Here is a 20,654-nt window from a genome sequence, read left to right as displayed (position 1 = left end):
CTTCGGGGCCAGCACCCGGGACGCAGGCATGGGGAGTAGCACGCAGTGACCACCGCCGAGCAGAAGCAGGGGCCGCAGCCGCCGGCCGGCCCGGGCGCACCCGCTGCCCCGGAGATACGTCCCCCCGCGCCCCCGGCCGTCCCGACCCCTCCGGCGGAGGACGGCCACGCGCACACGGGCGTGACCGCGCACGCGACCGCGCACGCGACCGCGCACGCGGACGGGGTCACGGACGTGGTCCGGTGGCGGCCGCTGGCCTTCGCCCACCGGCACCCCATCCCGGTGGCCACCGCCGTCGCCGCCGTCCTCCACCTCGTCTGGTTCTTCGTCTTCGCCAACAGCGGCGGGGACCTCGCCGCCCAGGACGCCTGGGCCGAGTTCGTCGGCCGCCACCCGGACTCCGCGTACAACCTCGCCTGGTTCGGCGGCATGCACCCGGTGTCCTACAGCGTGGTCTCCCCGTACCTGATGCACGTCCTCGGCGTCCGGACCACGATGATGATCGCCGGCACCGTCTCGGCGGCCCTGTTCGCGCTGATCCTGACCCGCTGCCGGAACACCGTCCGCCGCCCGCTGTGGCCCGCCCTCGCCGGGGTGTACGGCCTCTTCTGCAACGCCCTCTCCGGCCGGGTCACCTTCGGTCTCGGCGCGATGTTCGCCCTCTGCGCCATCGCCGCCGTCTTCTGCTGGCCCCGCAAGTGGGCCGCCCGGCGCTGGGCCAAGGCGGCCGCCGCCGCACCCCTGGCCGGGCTGGCCACGGCGTGCAGCCCGGTGGCCGGGCTGTTCCTGGGGGTGACCGCGGCCGCGCTGTTCCTGAGCCGCCGCCGCCCCGGCGCGTACGCCCTGGGCCTGGCCCCGGTGGCCGTGGTCGGACTCTCCTCCTGGCTGTTCCCGTTCTCCGGCACCCAGCCGATGAACCTGAGCTCCACCGTGCTGCCGCTCGGCGTGGGGCTCTCCGTCCTCTTCCTGGTCCCGAAGCGCTGGAAGACGGTCCGGATCGCCGCGGCCGTCTACTCCCTCGGTGTGATCCTGACCTGGGCCGTCGACTCCCAGGTCGGCTCGAACGTGACCCGGCTGCCGATGCTGTTCGGCGCCGCGGTGCTGCTCACCGTCCTCCCCTTCACCGTCGTGCGCTCCCGCCGCTGGTACGCGGTGCTCCTCGCCTTCCTCGGCACCATCGCCTGGATCACCTCCAACAGCGTCCTGGACATCGTCCGCACCACCCCGGTCGCCGCCTGGAACCGCGAGCTCGCCCCGCTGGTCGACCAGCTGCAGAAGGCGGGCGCGGACCGGGGCCGGGTCGAGGTCGTGCCGGCCAGCAGCCACCGCGAGTCCTCCGCCTTCCCGGCGTACGTGAACCTGGCGCGCGGCTGGAACCGGCAGGCCGACCTGGAGCGCAACCCGCTGTTCTACGACGACACCCTCACCGCCGAGAACTACCGGGAGTGGCTGGACCGCTGGTCCGTGCACTACGTGGTGCTGCCCGCCGACAAACCCGACTCGGGCGGTGAGGACGAGGCGGTCCTGGTCCGCGAGGGTCTGCCGTACCTCCAGCAGGTGTGGGGGGACGCGAACTGGCAGCTCTTCAAGGTGGACCGGCCGGCCCAGCTGGTCAGCGGCCCCGCCGAGGTGGTGCGGGCCGGCGCCGACCAGATGGTGATCGAGGTGAAGGCGGCCGGCCGGGTGCTGGTGAAGGTCCCGCACTCGCCCTGGCTGGGCCTGGTCGACACGGCCGGCGAGCCGGTGGAGAACCCGCGCGAGACGGAGCTGTCGAAGAGCGGCGGGACCGTGGCCGAGGAGTACGAGAACCCGTCCGGGTGCCTGTTCAAGTCCGAGCCCGACCTCCAGGGCGACGTCTGGACGGAACTGCTCGCCCCGGCCCCCGGCGAGTACCGGCTGGCCGCCAAGTACCAGCTGCCCCGCGGCACCCCGTGCCCCGAGGAACTGGTCCGGCAGACCCTCGGCACCCCGGACCGCGACCAGGACGCGGAACCTTCCCGTCCCTAGCGGGTGCGTTCATCCGGGTTGTCTGCTTACGATCCCAGTAGTCCGATTGGGTGCTTTCCCGAAGGAGTGACCACGGGATGAGTGAAGAGCAGAAGCGGCGCGACCTTCCGGCAGCCGTCCGGAGCGGCGGGGACCAGGGCCCCGTGCCCCGGATGCCGGTGCACGGGCACGGTTTCGAGGGTCCGGTACGGACCAAGATCAAGGGCGGAGCGCACACGAAGGCGGCCCTCAAGCGGGCCGGCACTCCACAGGGTGACCGCATCGGCGAACGCAGCCCGGGCCTCAGCTGACCTGGCCCGGCCGGCCCCGGCCCTCCCGGGACGGGTGAGCGGAACACGGGAGAGGGGCCCCGACCGGATCCGGTCGGGGCCCCTCTCGCGCACCGTGCCCTCGGCAGGATTCGAACCTGCGACACCGGCTTTAGGAGAGCCGTGCTCTATCCCCTGAGCTACGAAGGCGGGGGGCTGTCGGAGCAGCCCAGGACAGGGTAGCGGATCAGGGCGGGTCCGGGTCAGTGCCGGGTGCGGGGGAGGGGTGGGCTCAGCGGTCCAGGGGGTTGGCGCGGACGCGTTCGGCGAGGCCGCCGCGGACGGAGGCGGCGGGGGAGCTGTCCGGCTTGCGGGCGGCCTGGTCCAGGAAGCAGGCCAGGAACTCCTTCGCGAGGCCTTCGCGCGGGTGGCGGGCCAGGACCTCGGCCCGGAAGGCGGGGGTGAAGTCCTCCGCGTTGCGCCCGGAGATGTCCACGCCGGTGGCCCGCTCCAGCAGGTGCCCCTCCGGGTCCTCCGTCACGTCCACGGTGTCCCACATGTGCCGCACGATGACCTCGGACAGCCGACGGCGGCGTGCCTCGGGCCAGCCGGCCCCGGCCGCGAACACCCAGGCCACGTGCCCGCCGGCCAGGTCGAAGGGGACGGTGTGGCTGTCGAACTCCGGGACCAGGCCGATGTCGTGCAGCACCGCCGCCACGTAGAGGAGCTCGGCGTCGTAGGCGATCCCCTGCTGCTCGGCGTACCCGACGGCCCAGACGTAGGACCGCAGGGAATGGTTCAGCAGGGCCGGGGTGCAGTACGCGGTCGCCACTTCGAGGGCGGCGGCGCAGGCGGCCGTGTCGGGGGCGGCGGGTACGGCCGGCGTCTGGTGCGAGGCGGGGAGGGTCATGGGGACGAGTATGCCGAAACCCCCTGGTCCGGACGGGGGATGACCGACCTGCGGACGCGGGGCCGGGGAGGCCCGGCGCCCGCGGGGGCCGGGCTACCGGGCCGGGACGGGGGCGGGGGCGGGCAGTTCGCCGGTGACCAGGAAGCGTTCCACCCGCTCCCGGTAGGGGGCGATGTCGATGCCCTGCTCCGCCAGCCAGTCGTCGGAGTAGTACTTGTCCAGGTAGCGCTCGCCCGGGTCGCAGAGCAGGGTGACCACGCTGCCCCGCTCCCCGCGCGCCCGCAGCTCGGACACCAGCTTGAACGCGGCCCACACCCCGGTGCCGGTGGACGCCCCGCACTTGCGGCCCAGCAGCCGCTCCAGCACCCGGATCGTGGCGATGGAGGCCGCGTCCGGGACCCGCATCATGCGGTCCACCGCGCCCATGATGAAGCTCGGCTCCACCCGCTGCCGGCCGATGCCCTCGATCCGCGAGCCGGTGGCGGTGGTCAGCGCCGGGTCCTGCTGCCGCCAGCCCTCCAGGAACGCCGAGTTCTCCGGGTCGGCCACGCAGATGCCGGTGGCCCGCTGGGTGTAGTGCACGTACCGGGCCAGGGTCGCGGAGGTGCCGCCGGTGCCCGCGGTGGCCACGATCCAGGCCGGTTCGGGGTGCGGCTCCTGCGCCAGCTGCCGGAAGATCGAGTCGGCGATGTTGTTGTTGCCGCGCCAGTCGGTGGCCCGCTCGGCGTAGGTGAACTGGTCCATGTAGTGGCCGCCGGTCTCGGCCGCCAGCCGCGCCGACACCTCGTAGACCTCGCAGGGGTCGTCGACCAGGTGACAGGTGCCGCCGTGGAAGCTGATCAGGTCGATCTTCGAGCGGGCCGTGGAGCGGGCCATCACGGCGATGAAGGGCACCCCGATGAGCTGGGCGAAGTACGCCTCGGACACGGCGGTGGAGCCGGAGGAGGACTCGATCACCGGGCGGCCGGGCCGGATCCAGCCGTTGCACAGGGCGTACAGGAACAGGGACCGGGCGAGCCGGTGCTTGAGCGAGCCGGTGGGGTGGGTGGACTCGTCCTTCAGATAGAGGTCGATGCCCCACTCGCGCGGCAGCGGCACGGTCAGCAGGTGCGTGTCCGCGGACCGGTTGCCGTCCGCCTGCACCTTGCGGACGGCTTCCCGCAGCCAGGCCCGGTAGGCGGGGTCGTGCCGGTCGATGTCCGTTTCCGCCGCGGTGTCCATTCGCTTCCTTTTCCTTGAATTCCTTGGTTCCCCGTCCTCTCATGCTCACATATAAGCGTTTCCGCTATTTCCCTAAAGGAATTCTTTGATCCGGGTTCAGGGGCGGGTGATGCGGACCTGGTAACTGCCGTTGCGGAGTTCGCCGACCACCGAGATGCTCAGCCCGGCCTCCTCGTCGTCGAAGGTCTCGCCGGGCGCGAACGGCGCGTCCGAGAGCTCCGCGTGCACGTTGGGTCGCCGGGTGCAGCCGCCGCTGGCCCGGGTGCTGTCGGACACGGTGACCGGCCCCTGGCCGGTGTCCACGGCCGAGTCCACCTTGTAGATGAGCACGCCCGGTTTGCACACCGCCTCGTCGTTTCCGGCCGTGGTGCGGACCTCGACGGCGTATCCGGAGTTCTCCGACAGCGGGACGAAGGCCAGCTTGGTGCCGCCTTTCACGGCGAGCGGGGAGAGCGTGTGGTCGCTGGTGCCGGATGTGGAGGCGCAGCTGATCTGCGAACTGTCGAGCCAGCCGAGTTTCCATTTGTGCCAGCCGAGGAGGTCGTTGTTGGCTCCCCAGTCCTCGCTCATGATGTCCCAGTGGCCGACCGATCCGCCGCCGTCCGCGGTGTAGAGGTCGGGCAGCCCGAAGACGTGCCCGTTCTCGTGCGGCAGCACCCGGTAGCCGGTCTCCTGGTAGGTGCCCGAGCCGTCGTCCTGGCGGCTGTAGACGAACGAGGTGTTCGCCAGCGGCACCCCGTCGGCGACCGGGGCCTCGCCGTTGCCGGAGAAGGTGACGGACAGCACCGTGTCCAGCGCGGAGGGGCCGGCGTTCGGCGTGACCAGGATGTTGACCAGGTCGTAGCGGCTGAAGTCGACCTCGGCGTCGGCGGCCTTGGCGATGTGCTCGACCAGCTGCCGGTAGCCCGGGTCGTAGGCCGAGCCGCGTTCGATGCCGTACGCCGCGAACGGCATCGGCATCCGCAGCCAGGTCGCTATCGGGGCGTCCGCCTTGTAGTCGAGCCGTCCGTAGGAACTGGTGCGGAACCAGTTCGCGGTCTGCGGGAAGAACTCGGCCAGCCGGTCGCGGGCGGTGCCCTCGCCCTTGGCGTCCGGGAAGTCGATCATCAGGTTGAGGGCGCGGACCTGGCCGGTGCTGCGCGCGTACCCGGGTGCCGTCGGCAGCCCCTCCGACATCTGGACGCCCACGGCGCCGGCGATCCGGCAGGGCGCCAGCGCGGCCTCTCCGGCCGCCGCGGCCGAGGAGGCCGGGCCGGCCGCCGACTGGGTCCGGCTCACCATGCCGGCGCTGGCGGTCGCCGTCACGCCGAGGGCCAGCGCGGTGATGCCGATGTACGCGCGGGTGCGGCGGGGTGTGCGTATCCGCTGGCGGGTCCACTCCATGAGAGACGCCTTCGGGTCCGCGGCAGCCGGCCGGGCCCGGACTGCGCTCTGTGGGTTCACCCTCTGCCGGGCGCGTCGCGCCCGCGCGTCGGGAGCGTCCGAACGGGGCGGACCCACCCCTCGCCGGCCCTGTGATCCAGGTCACCTTCGAGCGGGAAATAAGCGGGGATCGAGTCCCCGTTTAGCCCTGTGTGCATCACAACCGGGGAGCTGGTCCCCGGTTGCGGCGGAAGCGGAAGAGGAGCGGGCGTGGAGACGGTGCGGACGGCGCGGGACGGCGGCCGGGCGGCGGAGGGGACCACCAGGGTCCCCAAGCCCCGGGCGGACGCCCAGCGCAACCGCGAGCGGATCCTGGCGGCCGCCCGGGAGACCCTCGTCGAGCACGGCGCGCACGCGCCCTTCGACGAGATCGCCCGCCGCGCCGGAGTCGGCAACGCCACGCTCTACCGGCACTTCCCGGACCGCGCCACCCTGGTGCACCACGTGGTCGTGTACGTCATGGACCGGGTCACCGCCGAGGCCGGGACGGCCCACGCGCAGGAGCCGGACGCCTTCGCCGCCCTCGTGCGCTTCACCCACGCCGCGGCCGACGAACGGATCGGGGCCCTGTGCCCCATGCTCTCCGGGGACTTCGACCACGAGCACCCCGAACTCCTCGCCGCCCGCACCACGCTGGAGGGGGCCGTCGACGTCATGGTGGCCGCCGCCCAGCGGGACGGGCTGCTGCGCACGGACGTGGCCGTGGGCGACCTGATGGTGGCCCTGGCCCAGCTCAGCCGGCCGCTGCCGGGCATCGGCTGCCCGGACGCGGACCGCTTCGTCCACCGCCACCTCCAGGTCTTCCTGGACGGGCTGCGGGCCCCGGCCCGCTCCGAACTGCCCGGCAGCGCGGCCACCCTCGACGACCTGAGGCGGAAAACCATGTGACGCCGCCGGGTCGCGCCCCCTAGCTTCGATTGCCGTACATCTCTCGCAAATCAGTATTTCTCGTACAACCGCACCGTGAAGTGGGTACCCCCATGTCCGAAACCGCCCCGCCGACGCTCGCGCAGCAGGCGGACCCCAGTCGCTGGAAGGCCCTGGTCTTCATAGCCCTGGCCCAGCTGATGGTGGTCCTCGACGCCACCATCGTGAACATCGCCCTGCCCTCGGCCCAGCAGGACCTCGGGATCTCCGACGGCAACCGGCAGTGGGTCATCACCGCCTACGCCCTGGCCTTCGGCGGTCTGCTCCTCTTCGGTGGCCGCATCGCCGACAAGTGGGGCCGCAAGCGCGCCTTCATCATCGGCCTGATCGGCTTCGCCGTGGCCTCCGCGCTCGGCGGTGCCGCCACCGGAGAGGCCACCATGCTGGGCGCCCGCGCCCTCCAGGGAGCCTTCGGCGCCCTGCTGGCCCCCGCCGCCCTCTCCCTGCTCGCGGTGATGTTCACCGACGGCAAGGAGCGGGCCAAGGCCTTCGGCATCTACGGCGCCATCGCCGGCGGTGGCGGTGCGGTCGGCCTGATCCTCGGCGGCTTCCTCACCGAGTACCTGAACTGGCGCTGGACCTTCTTCGTCAACATCCCGTTCGCGGTGGTCGCCGCCGTCGGCGCCTACCTGGTCATCCGCGAGCCGGCCGGCACCCGCAACCGCGCCCCGCTGGACATCCCCGGCGTGATCCTCTCCACCCTCGGCCTGGTCGCCCTGGTGTACGGCTTCACCCGCGCCGAGTCCGAGGGCTGGTCCGACCCGGTCACCATCGGCCTGTTCATCGGCTCCGTGGTGCTGCTCGGCGCCTTCGTCCTCACCGAGTCCAAGGTCCGCTCCCCGCTGCTGCCGCTGCGCGTCCTGCTGGAGCGCAACCGGGGCGGGGTCTACCTCTCCCTCGGTCTGGCCGTCATCTCCATGTTCGGCCTCTTCCTGTTCCTCACCTACTACCTCCAGATCGTCAAGGGCTACTCCCCGGTCATGACCGGGTTCGCCTTCCTCCCGATGATCGCGGGCATGATCACCGGCTCCACCCAGATCGGCGCCCGGCTGATGACCCGGGTGCCCCCGCGCCTGCTGATGGGCCCCGGCTTCCTGGTCGCCGCGACCGGCATGCTGCTGCTCACCCAGCTGGAGGTCGGCTCCTCCTACCCGGCGCTGATCCTGCCCGCCCAGCTCCTCCTGGGCCTCGGCATGGGCACCGCGTTCATGCCGGCCATGTCCCTGTCCACCCACGGGGTGAACCCGGCCGACGCCGGTGTGGCCTCCGCCATGGTCAACACCTCGCAGCAGGTCGGCGGCGCCATCGGCACCGCGCTGCTGAACACCATCGCCGCCTCGGCGACCACCTCGTACCTGACCTCGCACGCGGCGCAGGCCGCGGCGGGCGGCCCGGCCGCGAAGCTGGTCCAGGCCGAGGCCATGGTGCACGGCTACTCCTCCGCCATCTGGTGGGCGGTCGGCATCCTGGTGGCCAGTGCGGTGATCGCGCTGACCATGATCGACACGGGTCGGCCGGGCGGTCCGGCGGCCGGTGCCGAGGGCGCCGAGGAAGCCGAGTTCAAGATCCCGGTGGTCGCGCACTGACCCGCGCCACAGGGCGCTGACGAGCGACCCGCTTTCACGGCCGGACGGGCCGCCCCCACACCGCGGGGGCGGCCCGTCCGGCGTTTCCGGGCGTCCTGTGCGGCCGCCGAGGCAACCGGGAGGGCCCGGGTGCCGTCTTCCCGGGCGGAAGCCGGCAGGACACCGGGCTCACCGGGCTCACAGGGTGTGACACCGGTCTCACCGGGCAGACGCGGGAGCGGCCCCCGAGGCCCCCGGAGTGCCCTTCGGGGCCCGTCTGACCTGCGGCTCCATGGATCCGGCGGACCCGAACCCCTTCGGTGGCGGGGCAGGATACTGCAAGATCTCGAAATTCGGCGAGAGGTGTGGGAATTCTGTCCCGATTCCAGTCGTTGTTTCCTTCGGATGCAGCCACTCGGGAGAGTGTTCCGGCACCACCCGCAAGACCGCCACACCGCGACCGAACTCATCGCAAGGGAGCAAGCATGGCAACCCGCGCCGTCGCCCGTCGCCAGTCCACCGGCAGCAGTCGCGCCGCCGGCGGCGAGATCGCCGACCGCGACCTCGTCGGGATGTATCTGGACGAGATCGCGCGCACCCCGCTGCTCGACGCCGCCCGGGAAGTGGAGCTGTCGCAGATCATCGAGGCCGGGGTGTACGCCCAGCAGATCCTCGACGGCGCGATCCCCGACCACCAGGGCGCCGGGATCTCCCGCGAGGAGCTGGAGGCGGTCGCCGCCGAGGGCGAGCGGGCCAAGGAGATCTTCATCCGCTCCAACCTCCGGCTGGTCGTCGCCGTCGCCCGCCGCTACCCGCGCTCCGGGCTCCCGCTCCTCGACCTGATCCAGGAGGGGAACGCCGGCCTGGTCCGCGCGGTCGAGAAGTTCGACTACGCCAAGGGCTTCAAGTTCTCCACGTACGCCACCTGGTGGATCCGGCAGGCCATCACCCGCTCCATCGCCGACCAGTCCCGCACCATCCGCCTCCCCGTCCACCTGGTCGAGGAGCTCGGCCGGATCCGCCGGGTGCAGCGGGAGTTCAACCGGGAGAACGGCCGCGACCCGGAGCACGCCGAGATCGCCGCCGAGCTCGACTCCACCGAGCGCCGGGTGGGCGACGTCCTGGACTGGGCCCGAGACCCGGTCAGCCTGAACATGTCGGTGGACGACGAGGGCGACACCCAGTTCGGCGACCTCCTGGAGGACACCTCGGCGATCTCCCCCGAGCAGTCGGTGCTCTCGCTGCTCCGCAGCGAGGAGCTGGAGGACCTGATCGGCAAGCTCGACCAGCGGACCGCCTCGATCATCAAGATGCGCTACGGCATCGACGACGGCCGGGAGCGTACGCTGACAGAGGTGGGCAAGCAGCACGGCCTCACCCGCGAGCGGATCCGGCAGATCGAGAAGCACGCCCTGCTGGAACTGAAGCGGATGGCGCGCGACACCGGCTTCGACGCCGTAGCCTGAGCCGACCGGCCCCGTCCGGCGGACAGGACACGGCGGGCCGCACACGGCGTCCACGACACCGCGCGGTGGCCTCCACGGCGCAGTGGCCGCCCCGGCGGGCAGCACACCGCCCGGTGACACCGGGCCCCAGAACGCCCCGGCACCCAACCCCCCCCGGGTGCCGGGGCTCTCCCGTACCCCCTCAGCCCACCCCCGCCGCCGCCCGGGTCAGCGAGGCCCCCAGGGCGGCCGCGCTCGCCGCCAGCACGGCCGGCGCCCGCACCGTGAACTCCAGCCCGGTCAGCGCCAGCCGGGCCGCCAGCCACTCCGGGGCGTCCGCCGTCTCGAACCGCGCCCGGCAGCCGCCCCCCGGCTCCGGCTCCGCCGGGCCCAGCCAGGACGGCAGCTCCTCCGGGGCCGCCGCGAAGGCCACCTCCGCCAGATAGGCCGTCCCGCCCGCCAGCCCGTGTCGTACGAACGCGGCCGCGTCCCCCATCGGCAGCTCCCGGGCCGCGAACCGCACCCCGGTGGGGAACGGCTCCGCCACCCGGTCCACCCGGAAGGTCCGCCAGTCCTCCCGGTCCAGGTCGTACGCCACCAGGTACCAGCGCCGACCGGTGCTCACCAGCCGGTACGGCTCCACCAGCCGCCGCGAGTCGGCCCCGTCCCCCGCCCGGTAGCCGAACCGCAGCCGCTCCTGTCCCGCCACCGCCCCCGCGATCGCCGTCAGGGTCCGCGGATCGATCCGCGCGCCGTCCCCCCGGGTCAGCGCCTCGGTCGCCGACTGGAGGGCGTTCACCCGGTGCCGCAGCCGGGACGGCAGCACCTGTTCCAGCTTGGCGAGCGCCCGCACGGAGGCCTCCTCGACCCCGTCGATGGCGTGCCCGGCCCCGGCCCGCAGCCCGACCGCGATGGCCACCGCCTCCTCGTCGTCCAGCAGCAGCGGAGGCATCGCCGCCCCCGCCACCAGCCGGTACCCGCCCTCCGCGCCCAGCGTGGCCTCCACCGGGTAGCCGAGCTCCCGCAGCCGCTCGATGTCACGCCGGATGGTCCGCGCGCTGACCGCCAGCCGCGCCGCCAGTTCACGCCCCGGCCACTCGCGGGGGGTCTGGAGCAGGGACAGCAGGGTCAGCAGCCGGGCCGGGGTGTCGTTCATGATTCAAGACTGCCAGCCAAATAGGACACCATCTGACCTACATGCCGTCTAGGTTTCTCCTCATGAGCACCGAGACGTCGAAGACACCGCCCGCGAACGAGACCGGGCCCGCACCAGCCGGAGCGCCGGACGCTCCGCGGAACACCCCGCCGGACGCCCCGCTGGACACCGCCGCGGACCGGCGCCGCTGGCTGGCCCTGGCCATCGTGATGACCGCCGCCTTCATGGACCTGGTCGACGTCACCATCGTCAACATCGCCATCCCCAGCATGAAGGCCGACCTCGGCGCCTCCACCAGCGCCATCCAGTGGATATCCGCCGGCTACGCCCTCGCCTTCGCGGCGGGCCTCATCACCGGCGGCCGCCTCGGCGACATCTACGGCCGCAGGAAGCTGTTCCTCATCGGCATGACCGGCTTCACCGCCGCCTCGCTGCTCTGCGGGATCGCCGCCGACCCGGGCATGCTCGTCGCCTCCCGACTGCTCCAGGGCTCGATGGCCGCCATGATGGTCCCCCAGGTGCTGGCGATCATCCACGTGACCTTCCCGGCGCACGAGCGCGGCAAGGTCTTCGGGCTGTTCGGCGCGATCATCGGTCTCGGCGCGGTGATGGGCCCGCTGCTGGGCGCGCTGCTCACCGAGTGGAACCTCTTCGGTCTGGAATGGCGCCCGATCTTCCTGATCAACCTGCCGGTCGGCATCGCCGGGGTGATCCTCGGCCGCAAGTTCATCACCGAGTCCAAGGCCCCCCGGGCGCTGCGCCTGGACCTGGTCGGCGTGGTGCTCGCCACCCTCGCCATGGTGATGCTGATCTACCCGCTGACCCAGGGCCGGGAGAACGGCTGGCCGCTGTGGGGCTTCCTGTGCATGGGCGCGGTGCCGCTGGTGGCCGCCGGGTTCATCGCCTACGAGAAGTACAAGACCCGCAAGGACGGCTCCCCGCTGGTCGAGCTCTCGCTGTTCCGGATCAAGAGCTTCGCGGGCGGTATCGCGGTGCAGCTGACCTTCGGTCTGGCCAGCGGCATCTTCTTCATGGTGTGGACCCTGATGATGCAGATGGGTCTGGGCTGGGGCGCCCTGAAGTCGGGTCTCACCGGTATCCCGTTCTCCATCGCGGTCTCGGTGTCCGCGGGCATGTCCGTGCAGAAGCTGGTGCCCCGCTTCGGCCGCAAGGTGCTCCAGGCGGGCGCCCTGATCATGGCCACCGGTCTGCTGGTCTACATCTGGACCTCGCGCCACTACGGCATGGGGATCACCCCCTGGGAGATGATCCCGTCGCTGGTGCTGCTCGGTGTGGGCATGGGCCTGATCGTCGCCCCGCTGACCGACGCGGTGCTGTCGGAGGTGCCCCGGGAGGACGCCGGCTCGGCCTCCGGTCTGATCAACACCACCCAGCAGATGGGCAACGCGATCGGTCTGGGTCTGACCTCGGTGGTCTACTTCGGGGTGATCGAGGACGACCGGATCCTCGGTCCGGCCTATGTGGACGCGTTCCGGTTCGCCATGTGGTGGGTGATCGCGATCATGGTGGTGATCTTCGTGGTGATGTTCGCGCTGCCGCGCCGGCAGATCGTGGTGGGCGCCGGCCACGAGGCCGAGGCGGGGGCTTCGGCCGAACCCGGCCCCGCGCTGGAGAAGACCCCGGCGGTCTGATCCCACGAGCTCATCCCACGAGCTGATCCCACGAGCTGATCCACGGGCATGTCCGCTTCTCCGAGCGGACATGCCCGTTTCGTTTGTTATCGCCCGGATCTGGACGTATTCTCGGGGTGCACTGGCACGGTCGGGCCCCAAACGGAAGTAAACCCACATGTATGCACCGGAGCGTCAGCAGGAGATCCTGCGGCTCGCCCGCGAGGCGGGCCGGGTGGAGGTGCTCGCCCTGGCCGAGCGGTTCCAGGTGACCGCCGAGACCGTCCGCCGCGACCTCAAGGCACTGGACCGGGCCGGACTGGTCCGCCGGGTGCACGGCGGGGCCATGCCGGCCGGCCGGCTCGACTTCGAGCCCGACCTCACCGAACGCGAGGCCACCGCCGCCGACCAGAAGGACCGGATCGCCCGCGCCGCCCTCGCCGAACTCCCCGACGGCGGAAGCGTCATCCTGGACGCCGGCAGCACCGTCGCCCGGCTGGCCGCCGCCCTGCCGGTGGACAGCGACCTCACCGTGGTCACCCACGCCCTGCCGGTCGCCGCCCGGCTGGCCGGCCACGCCGGGATCGAGCTCCACCTGGCCGGCGGCCGGGTGCGCCACCGCACCCGGGCCGCCGTCGACGCCTGGGCCCTGCGCGCCTACGCGGAGGTCCGCGCCGATGTGGCCTTCCTCGCCGCCAACGGCTTCTCCGCCGACGCCGGCCTCAGCACCCCCGACCTCGCCGAGGCGGCCGTGAAGCGGGCCGTGGTCGCGGCCGCCCGCCGGGTGGTGCTGCTCGCCGACTCCGCGAAGGCGGGCCAGGAACACTTCGCCCGGTTCGCCTCCTTCGCCGAGGTGGACCTGCTCGTCACGGACAGCGGGCTCGGCCCGGCGGAACGGGCGGCCATCGAGGCCGCCGGTACGGAAGTCGTGCTCGTATGATCCTCACCGTCACCCCGAACCCCGCGCTGGACCGGACCTACGAGATCGGCTCCCTGGGCCGCGGCGAGCTGCTCCGGGCCTCCGGCGACCGGCTCGACCCCGGCGGCAAGGGGGTCAACGTCTCCCGTGCGGTGGCCGCGGCCGGGGTCCGCACCACCGCCGTGCTCCCGCTGGGCGGCTCGCCCGGTGCCCTGATCGCCGAACTCCTCGGCGCGCAGGGGGTGGACGTGACGGTGGTGGCCATCGCCGGCCTCACCCGCTCCAACGTCTCGCTCGCCGAACCGGACGGCACCCTCACGAAGATCAACTCGGCCGGGCCGGAACTCACCCCGGCCGAGGCCCTGCTGCTGCTCGACACCGTCCGCGAGCACCGCGGCGGCGCCGACTGGATCGCCTGCTGCGGCAGCCTGCCCCGGGGCCTGGACCCCGGCTGGTACGGCGAACTCGTCGCCGGGGCCCGCGCGGCCGACCACCGGACCGCCCTGGACACCACCGGACCGGCCCTGCTCGCCGCCCTGCCCGCCCGCCCCGACGTGGTCAAGCCGAACACCGCGGAGCTCGCCGAGGCGGTCTCCCGGCCGCTGACCACCCTGGGCGAGGTGGCGAAGGCCGCCGAGGAGCTCCGCGACCGCGGGGCCGGGGCCGTACTGGCCAGCCTGGGCGCCGACGGCCAGCTGCTGGTGGAGGAGTCCGGAATCCACTACGGCCGGGCCGCGGCCACCACGGTCCGCAGCACCGTGGGCGCCGGCGACGCCGCGCTGGCCGGATTCCTGATCGCCGGCGGCTCCGGCCCGGCCGCCCTCGCCTCGGCGCTGGCGCACGGGACGGCCGCCGTCGCCCTGGCCGGCAGCCGGATGCCCACCCCCGCCGACCTCCGGCCCGACACGGTCACGGTGACCGGGGACATCCCCGTGGACTTGCCGCTGTCCGCCCCGGGCGTCCCGGCCGGCTGACCGGGCCCGGACCGGGGCTCAGCGGACCCGCGAGCGGAACTCCATGGCCGCCCGGGCCGCGGCCTCGCTCTCGTACACCTCGCACATGTGCCGGCCGTCCGGGGTGGCCGTGTGCTCGACCTCCCAGAGGCTGAGCTCGCCCCCGTCCAGCAGCACGAAGGCGTGCTCGTAGAGGCTGAACCCGGCGTTCCGCCCGTCCGTGCCGCAGGGCCGGCCGCCGAAGGCCTGGGTGATCCGGTGCGCGTACGCCGACCGCAGCCGCAGCGCCGTCGCCTCGCCCGGCCGGTCCGGGTTCTCCGCCCGGCGCAGCACCCGGCGCGCGTGGTCGGCCGACTCCTCCACCGCGTACTCCCGGTGCTGCCGGAGCGGGCCGTCGGAGGACCCGGAGAACAGCACGCTCAGCAGGGCCGCCTCGGCCGGCTCCGGCACCGCGCCGTCCGGATCCTCCGGCGGCGGGGTGTACTCCACGCGCTCCGCCCCCTCCGTGGCGCCGAACAGCCGGTCCACCGCGAGCATCATCCGGCCCCGGTCGGCGAACAGTTCATGACGCACCACCCGGTCCGGATCCCGCCGGTAGACCAGCTCCCACAGGGACACCGAGGAGCCGTCGGCCAGCAGACAGGTGTGCCGGTGGGTCTCCCGCCACCGGTCCGAGGACGGGCCGTGGTGCGTGGTGTGCAGCGAAGAGCTGTGGGCGATCGCCGTGCGCAGGCGCTCCACCAGCGGGTCGGGCAGCTCGAAGGAGTTGAGGGCGCGGCCCAGGAGTCGGTCGAGGTGGGCCTCGGTTGTCTCGTACGGATCGCTCAAGGTGGGTCTCCAGGCCGTTGCAGCTTGTCACTTCGCGGGAGCTCAACGTAACCCCTGGGTCTGACATCACGTCCGGGGTTCGGTAAAACGTCCGGGAAGCGTCAGGGGTTCCCGCCACACCTTCAGGTCAACTTCCCTATGGATAGGCATGGTTCGGCACCCTCTGGGAGGGATCGGTGGAGTATGGGCCGCATGGCAACGAATACCGCGAACACCGTGGGCCTCCCCCGCCAGCAGGGCCCCGACCTGCCCCGGCAGGACCCCGAAACCCCAGGAGCATCAAAGGCGTTGGCCTGGCTCCTGGCACTCACCGGCGCCGCCGGGGTGCTGGCCTCCTGGGTGATCGTCCTGGACAAGTTCCACCTGCTGGAGGACCCGTCCTTCAAGCCGGCCTGCAGCCTCAACCCGGTCGTCTCCTGCGGCAGCGTGATGAAGAGCGACCAGGCCGCCGTCTTCGGCTTCCCCAACCCGATGCTGGGGCTGGCCGCCTACGCGGTGGTGGTGTGCGTCGGCGCGGGCCTGCTGGCCGGCGCCCGCTACCGGGGCTGGTTCTGGCTGGGACTGAACGCCGGGACCGCCTTCGGCACCGCCTTCTGCGCCTGGCTGATGGTCCAGTCCCTCTACGAGATCAACGCGCTCTGCCTCTGGTGCTGCCTCGCCTGGGTGGCGACCCTGCTGATGTTCTGGGCGGTCACCGCGCACAACGTCCGCACCGGGGTGCTGCCCGCGCCCGCGCCCCTGAAGGTCTTCTTCACCGAGTTCGGCTGGGCCCCGCCCGCCCTGCACATCGGGGTGATCGGGATGCTGGTCCTCACCCGCTGGTGGGAGTTCTGGACCGGGTGACCGTCCGGCGGCGGACACCGCGCGAGGGCCCCGGCAGCTGGTGGCTGCCGGGGCCCTCGTCACATCACCGCATCGCTCCACGGGCGTCGGGGGCCCGGACCGGAAGGGGGGAGCGGGATCAGCTGCCGGCGGAGACGTTGCCGGAGAGGACCGGGATGTTGCTGAGGATGTGCGACAGCGGCTCGTCACCCTTGGCCTGGGTGGAGTTCTCGGCGCACTGCTGGTTCTGCGGGTTGGACAGGACGTTGATGTCCTGGACACCGACGTTGACCAGGGCGACCAGCGACTGGGCGTTGATCTTCGCGGGCAGGCCGATGCAGGGCTTGTTGGCGGTGCCCTGGACCAGGCTGAGCTGCGGGCTCATGTCACCGGCGGTCTTCTGGTTGCCGTAGATCTGCTGGGCGCCGTTGCCGTTGACGGTGTTGATGCCGTTGTCGTTGCCGATGGCCATCGCCGGGGCGGCGATGGCGGCACCCGCGCCGACCACGGCGGCGGTGGCGGCGGCGGTGGCCATGATCTTCTTGAGCATTTCGGTCCTTTGATTAGCACGGGTGCCCGCTGATGGAGCGCCCTGGTCAACTGCCCGGTCCGGGGGTTGGTTCCGCTGCTTCACTCAAACGGCCTGCCGGACCGGGCCTTTTCGCCGCACCGGGTGAGCCCGCCCCGGACGCCTGCCCGAAGCCCGTACGCAGCGCCCAGCGTCCGGCGGGGCCCCGCCGGGGGTCCTCGGGGCCGCCGGGTTCCTGTTGCACTCCGTACAAGGTGTTCGCACGGTGGGTGAGGAGACGGATCGCCGTGGTCCGCCGCCGCACGTTCACGAGAAGGAACGCCCATGCACCTCAAGAAGGCGACTCGCGCACTCGTCCCCTCGGCCCTCGCCGCCGCCATACTCTTCGGCGCGTCCGCCCCCGCGAGCGCCCTCGACTCCGAGCGGGCCGCGGCCCCCCGGGCGGCCGCGGCCGCCGGCCCGGTGGACGACCTGCTGAACGGCATCCTGGCGGCGCTCAAGGGCCTGCTGCCGGCCGGGGTGGCACTGCCGCCGATCAGCATCCCAGACATCAAGCTCCCCGAGATCAAGCTGCCGGACCTGAAGCTGCCGGAGATCAAGCTGCCGGAGATCCCCGGGGTCGAACTGCCGGAGCTGCCGCCGCTGACCCCGCCGGCGCTGCCCGAACTGCCCGCCCCGGCGGTCCCGGCGGTGCCCGCGCTGCCGCCCGCCCCGGAACTCCCCGCGAACCCCGCGCTGCCGCCCGCCCCGGAGCTCCCGGCGGCCCCGGAGCTCCCGGCCGCGCCGGAACTCCCGGCGGTGCCCGGGGGAGCGGTGCCCGACCTGCCGGTGGCGGTGCCGGAGCTCCCGGCCCCGGCCGCCCCGGCGCTCCCCGCGGCCCCGGCCCTGCCGGTCAAGGGGAGCGGCACTCCGTAACGTCCGGGACCCGGGCTCCGGTTACGACTATTGGGCTGAACAGGTCGGATCGGGGCCCGGGCCGTGTCGTCCCGGGTGCTGGGACGTTTCGCTCGGTGTGAGCCCCGGAAGGGGCGGCCCGAAAGAAACACAGAACGAAGGTGCACTTCCCATGAACACTGCCAAGAAGGCCGCCGTAGCCCTGGCCGGTGCCGGTCTCGCTGTCGCGGGTGCCGCGGGTGCCGCTGTCGCCGACTCCTCCGCCGAGGGTGCGGCCGTCGGTTCTCCCGGTGTCCTCTCGGGCAACCTGGGACAGGTCCCGGTCCACGTGCCGGTCAACGTCTGCGGCAACTCCGTGAACGTCATCGGCGCCCTGAACCCGGCGTTCGGCAACGTCTGCGTCAACGACTGATCTTCTTCACACACACTGTGGGCGCCCCCGGCATCGCCGGGGGCGCCCACAGTCGTTTCGGGGGTCCGGGCGGCGGGTCAGCCCTGACCGCCGTTGACGTTGATCCCGCCGAGCATCGGGGCGACCTGGCCGGCCAGGTTGGTGGTCTCCAGGGCCTTGCCGGGGAGGTCGTTGCGGGCCTTGTTCAGCTGCTGCACGGTGCCGACCACCTTGTCGCCCTCCTGGCCGATGCCGTTGCCCACGTGCATGGGGAGCTCCTGGACCACCGGGTTGGCGGCGTTGATGGTCTCGGTCACCCCGCCGGTCAGGCTCATCGGGGGCATCGCGGGGGCGTCGGCGGCGAAGGCGGAACCGGCGGCTGACGCGGTGAGCGCGGCGACGGATCCGGCGAGCACGGCGGCGACCTTTGAATACTTCATTATCGGAATCCTTTTCCCGTGACGGCTGTCGCGTCACTATCGCCCTGGCTAACGATCCCGTGCGGCTCCGGAAACTCGTACGGCCGGAGAATCCCCGGGGGGCGTTCTCCGGCCGTACGAGTTCTTCCGCTTTTCCGACGGGCCGGCGGAATCAGCCGACGCGCGACCTCCGGTAGAGGATCGAACCGCCGAGCAGCAGCGCGGTGGCCAGCGCGGCCAGGGCCTCCGGGGACCCGGCACCGGTCTCGGCCAGGGTGGGCACGTCGGTCACCGGGGCCGGCATCGGAGTGGGCGCGGGCGCCGCCTCCGGTCCGGGCGCGGGCGCCGGGGCTTCGGGGGCCGGGGCGGGCGCCGGAGCCGGCGCCGGGGCCGGGGCCGGGGGAAGGTGGACCGGGAGGTCCCCGGCGGGGGCGGCCGGCGGCTGGTCGGCGGGCGGAGCGACCGGCGGGGCCGCGGGGGGCGCCACGGGCGGGGCGACCGGCGGTGCCACGGGCGGGGCCGGCGGGTGCTCGATCAGCTGGCTGCCGTGCGGCGGCATGGGCGCGGGGTTCTCGGGCTGCGGGGCCGGCGCGGGCAGCGGCTGCGGCGCCGGGTACAGCACCTCGGGCGCCGGGACCGGCTCGGGCTTCGGCTCCGGCACGGGTTCCGGCTTCGGCTCGGGCCTGGGCTCGGGCTTGGACTCCGGGGCCGGGGGCGCCGGCGGCACGGGCGGTGCCGGGGGAGTGTTCTGCCACTGCGGCGGGGGCGCCGGGTGGTCCTCGTCGCACTCCTCCTCGGCGGGCCCGCCGTAGCCGCCCTGCCGGGGCTCCTCGTGCTCCCCGTAGCCTCCGTGCCGGGGGCCCTGGTGTTCGCCGTAGCCCTCGTGGACGCGGTCGCGCTCCTGCAGGTACCGCTCGACGGCCTCGGCCTGCTCGGGGCTCAGATAGCGCGCGTACCCGGGGGCGGAGTCCCCGCCCGTGTCGGTGACGCAGTTGTTGCCGAAGGCCGGGTTCATGGCCCCGGCCGGATCCACCGTGTTGCCGCAGACGTTCGGCGAGAAGGTGATCGGTACCGAGACGCTGTTGCCCGCCAGCACCCCCGGTGAATGGGAGGCCTCGGCGGTCGCTCCCGGGTACGCGTACGCCGCGCCGCCCGCGAGCGACAGCAGACCGGAGGCGGCCGCGGCCGTGAGCACGCCCTTGCCGAGTACCTGTCGGCTCAGTACCTGTCGCATGGGTCCTTCCCTGTCTACCGGCGCTGCGCCGGTGCTGAATCGAAGGTGGCCCCGGAGTGCACCGCCGTGCACTCCGAGGCCACCTTCGAGGAGGTCCGCCCTGGCGGGCGCGGGCGCTGTGCGCGCGCCGGGTCAGGCGTTGACGCAGGTGTTGCCGAAGGCGGGGTTCAGCAGGGCGATCACGTTCACGGTGTTGCCGCAGACGTTGACCGGGACGTTGACCGGGACCTGGAGGAGGTTGCCGGAGGCGACACCGGGGGAGTGGGCGGCGCTGCCGGCGGCGTCGGCGTCGGCCATCGCGGGGGCGGCGGAACCGGCGGCCATCAGGATGCCCGCACCGACGACCACTGCCTTCTTGTACTTCATTTTGATTTCGTTCCTTCCCGCAGTGGCCTTTGCCGCTGCAGAAATAACAACGAGCTGTGCCCGGAAAAGAAACCGAGCATTTCCGCGTTAATTCGCAATTACGCGGCGAGGCCGCCGCGCCCGGGGGGTGCGGCGGCCTCGACCGTGGTGCGCGATCAGCTGCCGACGGAGCCGTTGCCGGAGAGCACCGGGATGTTGTTGAGGATGTGCGACAGGGCCTCGTCGCCCTTGGCCTGGGTGGAGTTCTCGGTGCACTGCTGGTTCTGCGGGCTGGACAGGACCGGGATGTCCTGGACACCGACGTTGACCAGCGCCAGCACCGACTGCACGTTGGCCTTGGCGGGCAGGGCGACACAGGGCTTGTTCAGGGAGCCCTGGATCAGCGCCATCTGCGGGCTCATGTTGCCGTAGGTGGCCTGGTTGCCGTAGATCTGCGAGGCGCCGTTGCCGTTCACGGTGTTGATGCCGTTGTCGTTGCCGATAGCCATCGCCTGGGCGGAGCCCAAGCCCACGACGCTGGCTGCGACTGCTGCGGTGGCCATCATCTTCTTGATCACTGTCGTCCCTTTTCTGCAGGATTGCCCGGTACAAGAGCAACCGGATCAACTGCCCGGACACGGTTTGGGTTGCGTGCCTTCACCCGGATGCCGCTATCGCGGGTCCTCGTTGACGGCCGGGTGTTCCAGCGGCTCGAACGCCCGCCGGATGGTCCCGGGTCCGGTGGTGTGAACCCCGTAACGACTTCGGGCCGCAGAGGATACGCACCG

General features: G+C 72.5%; 21 protein-coding genes and 1 tRNA gene. 11 read left to right on the top strand and 11 right to left on the bottom strand.

All coding sequences use genetic code 11. The features are described from left to right. Nucleotides 1-45 precede the first annotated feature (45 nt). Both ACZ50K_RS13415 and ACZ50K_RS13410 read left to right on the top strand, forming a co-directional pair. Nucleotides 46-2,007 carry an MFS transporter gene (locus ACZ50K_RS13415; protein ID WP_468901725.1) on the top strand — a complete coding sequence of 654 codons (1,962 nt, stop codon included), beginning with the start codon at nucleotides 46-48 and terminating at the stop codon, nucleotides 2,005-2,007. 77 nt (nucleotides 2,008-2,084) lie between these two features. Continuing rightward, complete coding sequence (locus ACZ50K_RS13410) at nucleotides 2,085-2,297, top strand: hypothetical protein (RefSeq protein ID WP_468901723.1); 213 nt, start codon at nucleotides 2,085-2,087, stop codon at nucleotides 2,295-2,297. A gap of 95 nt (nucleotides 2,298-2,392) precedes the next feature. On the opposite strand, the gene ACZ50K_RS13405 is transcribed toward ACZ50K_RS13410, so the two are convergent. From ACZ50K_RS13405 to ACZ50K_RS13390, 4 genes are all read right to left on the bottom strand, one after another. Then, nucleotides 2,393-2,465: transfer RNA gene (locus ACZ50K_RS13405), tRNA-Arg, on the bottom strand. 82 nt (nucleotides 2,466-2,547) lie between these two features. Next, a complete protein-coding gene (locus ACZ50K_RS13400) occupies nucleotides 2,548-3,165 on the bottom strand; it encodes an HD domain-containing protein (RefSeq protein WP_468901720.1) in 618 nt (205 codons plus the stop codon). Between the two features lie 93 nt (nucleotides 3,166-3,258). Continuing rightward, complete coding sequence (locus tag ACZ50K_RS13395) at nucleotides 3,259-4,386, bottom strand: PLP-dependent cysteine synthase family protein (protein WP_468901717.1); 1,128 nt, start codon at nucleotides 4,384-4,386, stop codon at nucleotides 3,259-3,261. A 96-nt stretch (nucleotides 4,387-4,482) separates the two neighbouring features. Next, the gene (locus ACZ50K_RS13390) at nucleotides 4,483-5,769 is read right to left on the bottom strand and encodes a M6 family metalloprotease domain-containing protein (RefSeq protein WP_468901715.1); all 1,287 of its coding nucleotides are present in this window, start codon (nucleotides 5,767-5,769) and stop codon (nucleotides 4,483-4,485) included. A gap of 249 nt (nucleotides 5,770-6,018) precedes the next feature. On the opposite strand from ACZ50K_RS13390, the gene ACZ50K_RS13385 reads away from it, so the two are divergent. From ACZ50K_RS13385 to ACZ50K_RS13375, 3 genes are all read left to right on the top strand, one after another. Continuing rightward, nucleotides 6,019-6,696, top strand: coding sequence for a TetR/AcrR family transcriptional regulator (locus tag ACZ50K_RS13385; RefSeq protein ID WP_468901712.1), 678 nt, complete (start codon nucleotides 6,019-6,021; stop codon nucleotides 6,694-6,696). Nucleotides 6,697-6,788: 92 nt separating this feature from the next. Beyond that, nucleotides 6,789-8,321: an MFS transporter gene (locus ACZ50K_RS13380; RefSeq protein ID WP_468901710.1), complete on the top strand. Its 1,533-nt coding sequence runs from the start codon at nucleotides 6,789-6,791 to the stop codon at nucleotides 8,319-8,321. 464 nt (nucleotides 8,322-8,785) lie between these two features. After that, the gene (locus ACZ50K_RS13375) at nucleotides 8,786-9,766 is read left to right on the top strand and encodes a sigma-70 family RNA polymerase sigma factor (RefSeq protein ID WP_468901707.1); all 981 of its coding nucleotides are present in this window, start codon (nucleotides 8,786-8,788) and stop codon (nucleotides 9,764-9,766) included. Nucleotides 9,767-9,947: 181 nt separating this feature from the next. On the opposite strand, the gene ACZ50K_RS13370 is transcribed toward ACZ50K_RS13375, so the two are convergent. After that, nucleotides 9,948-10,901: a helix-turn-helix transcriptional regulator gene (locus tag ACZ50K_RS13370; protein WP_468901705.1), complete on the bottom strand. Its 954-nt coding sequence runs from the start codon at nucleotides 10,899-10,901 to the stop codon at nucleotides 9,948-9,950. 62 nt (nucleotides 10,902-10,963) lie between these two features. Between ACZ50K_RS13370 and ACZ50K_RS13365 the strand changes: the two genes are divergently transcribed. The 3 genes from ACZ50K_RS13365 (at nucleotide 10,964) to pfkB (ending at nucleotide 14,425) form a co-directional block, all read left to right on the top strand. Beyond that, nucleotides 10,964-12,553, top strand: a complete 1,590-nt coding sequence (locus ACZ50K_RS13365; protein WP_468901702.1) for an MFS transporter — start codon at nucleotides 10,964-10,966, stop codon at nucleotides 12,551-12,553. Between the two features lie 157 nt (nucleotides 12,554-12,710). Then, nucleotides 12,711-13,472, top strand: coding sequence for a DeoR/GlpR family DNA-binding transcription regulator (locus ACZ50K_RS13360; protein ID WP_468901700.1), 762 nt, complete (start codon nucleotides 12,711-12,713; stop codon nucleotides 13,470-13,472). Next, nucleotides 13,469-14,425, top strand: coding sequence for a 1-phosphofructokinase (gene pfkB / locus ACZ50K_RS13355; RefSeq protein ID WP_468901698.1), 957 nt, complete (start codon nucleotides 13,469-13,471; stop codon nucleotides 14,423-14,425). The genes ACZ50K_RS13360 and pfkB overlap by 4 nt, the downstream gene beginning before the upstream one ends. A gap of 18 nt (nucleotides 14,426-14,443) precedes the next feature. Here pfkB and ACZ50K_RS13350 read toward each other — a convergent pair whose 3' ends face one another. Further along, nucleotides 14,444-15,232 carry a DUF6227 family protein gene (locus ACZ50K_RS13350; RefSeq protein WP_468901695.1) on the bottom strand — a complete coding sequence of 263 codons (789 nt, stop codon included), beginning with the start codon at nucleotides 15,230-15,232 and terminating at the stop codon, nucleotides 14,444-14,446. Between the two features lie 192 nt (nucleotides 15,233-15,424). Here ACZ50K_RS13350 and ACZ50K_RS13345 point away from each other — a divergent pair, with 192 nt between their 5' ends. Further along, nucleotides 15,425-16,075, top strand: coding sequence for a vitamin K epoxide reductase family protein (locus ACZ50K_RS13345; RefSeq protein ID WP_468901692.1), 651 nt, complete (start codon nucleotides 15,425-15,427; stop codon nucleotides 16,073-16,075). A gap of 118 nt (nucleotides 16,076-16,193) precedes the next feature. On the opposite strand, the gene ACZ50K_RS13340 is transcribed toward ACZ50K_RS13345, so the two are convergent. Then, nucleotides 16,194-16,604 carry a rodlin gene (locus ACZ50K_RS13340; protein WP_468901690.1) on the bottom strand — a complete coding sequence of 137 codons (411 nt, stop codon included), beginning with the start codon at nucleotides 16,602-16,604 and terminating at the stop codon, nucleotides 16,194-16,196. A 303-nt stretch (nucleotides 16,605-16,907) separates the two neighbouring features. Between ACZ50K_RS13340 and ACZ50K_RS13335 the strand changes: the two genes are divergently transcribed. Next, a complete protein-coding gene (locus ACZ50K_RS13335; RefSeq protein ID WP_468901687.1) occupies nucleotides 16,908-17,498 on the top strand; it encodes a hypothetical protein in 591 nt (196 codons plus the stop codon). A 151-nt stretch (nucleotides 17,499-17,649) separates the two neighbouring features. Then, on the top strand, nucleotides 17,650-17,889 hold the full coding sequence (locus ACZ50K_RS13330; RefSeq protein WP_468901684.1) for a chaplin: 240 nt from the start codon (nucleotides 17,650-17,652) through the stop codon (nucleotides 17,887-17,889). A gap of 77 nt (nucleotides 17,890-17,966) precedes the next feature. On the opposite strand, the gene ACZ50K_RS13325 is transcribed toward ACZ50K_RS13330, so the two are convergent. From ACZ50K_RS13325 to ACZ50K_RS13310, 4 genes are all read right to left on the bottom strand, one after another. Further along, entirely contained in the window at nucleotides 17,967-18,308 is a 342-nt protein-coding gene (locus tag ACZ50K_RS13325; protein ID WP_468901682.1) for a hypothetical protein, read from the bottom strand. 151 nt (nucleotides 18,309-18,459) lie between these two features. Further along, nucleotides 18,460-19,521, bottom strand: coding sequence for a chaplin (locus tag ACZ50K_RS13320; RefSeq protein WP_468901679.1), 1,062 nt, complete (start codon nucleotides 19,519-19,521; stop codon nucleotides 18,460-18,462). A gap of 132 nt (nucleotides 19,522-19,653) precedes the next feature. Further along, nucleotides 19,654-19,887, bottom strand: coding sequence for a chaplin (locus ACZ50K_RS13315; RefSeq protein WP_468901677.1), 234 nt, complete (start codon nucleotides 19,885-19,887; stop codon nucleotides 19,654-19,656). Nucleotides 19,888-20,042: 155 nt separating this feature from the next. Beyond that, nucleotides 20,043-20,444, bottom strand: a complete 402-nt coding sequence (locus tag ACZ50K_RS13310; protein ID WP_468901674.1) for a rodlin — start codon at nucleotides 20,442-20,444, stop codon at nucleotides 20,043-20,045. Between the last annotated feature and the right edge of the window lie 210 nt (nucleotides 20,445-20,654).

The organism is Streptomyces sp. NPDC033845 (assembly GCF_055576225.1).
Note: the sequence above shows the minus strand (reverse complement) of the source record. Positions and strands in the feature narration are given on the sequence as shown.